The 968-nt window shown below is 40.4% G+C and carries 1 protein-coding gene; it reads left to right on the forward strand.

Features of this window, described 5'->3' with window-relative positions; all coding sequences use genetic code 11:
* Positions 1-278: 278 nt before the first annotated feature.
* The gene (locus ATW55_RS13715) at positions 279-860 is read left to right on the forward strand and encodes a hypothetical protein (protein WP_067719041.1); all 582 of its coding nucleotides are present in this window, start codon (positions 279-281) and stop codon (positions 858-860) included.
* The last annotated feature ends 108 nt before the right edge of the window (positions 861-968 follow it).

Here is a 968-nt window from a genome sequence, read left to right on the forward strand (position 1 = left end):
AATCATTGACAAAATCCTTCGTCAATGCGGATAACAAAAAACCGCTCATTCACCGTCAAACAGCGCGAGCGGCTACAAAATCAAACAGAATCGCGTTGATGAACTCGAAAGAATAAATGAAACTAATTTACGAAAAGCAAGAAATAAAGCTACAGAATTAGGTAGCAAACGTGCTGAGGTTGTACCGATAGCCTTGGATAGTCCATCTAACGTTGAAAAAAACAAAAGTAACTTGGATTTTCTAAGAAATAGACATAAAAATCGAGGAGATGATTAACATGGGCGTTTTCAAGGGGCGTAAGGAAATTGCGGTGTATCATGAATCGGTTATACCAATGTATTCACATAATGCCTTTATTGAGGCGTTGCCCCCTATTATGGATAAAGAGGCAGTTGCCTCTTTGGTTGAACGCAGACCGGCTTATCGTTCCTCTGATCGAAATTTCAGTCCGGAGATTCGAAAAGAGCTTGCTCAAACCATCAAGCATTTAATCGTGCCACACCTCATTCAATTAGATCTAGCGGAACGTTTTTCAAGGATGATTAGAAATGGCTACTCATCACGTAATCCGATTCGTGCGGAGTATAAGCGTCAATTGCAAGCTGGATTTAAAGATTTTACTGTAAAAGAAATAGAAGATGGGATGGAAAATCTGAAGTCTATACGTAGTAATGCAGAAGGCTTCGCAATCATAGGTGCGAGTGGAGTTGGGAAAACAACAGCTGTTGAGAGTATTCTTGGTTTGTACCCTCAAGTTATTCATCACAATGAATATCATGAGCAACCCTTTATACAACAGCAATTGGTGTGGTTGAAAATTGACTGCCCGAGCAATGGATCATGGAATTGTCAAATTTAGTTTAGCCCCGAAACTCGTAATACCGGTCTATGCTACGCCTAGGGGGTGTGAGTGAAGTCAAGGGAAAGGTGGAGATTTTCCAGATGTACTTTTCTGGAAAATACGAAT

This window comes from Ferroacidibacillus organovorans, assembly GCF_001516615.1.
Classification (GTDB): domain Bacteria; phylum Bacillota; class Bacilli; order Alicyclobacillales; family SLC66; genus Ferroacidibacillus; species Ferroacidibacillus ferrooxidans_B.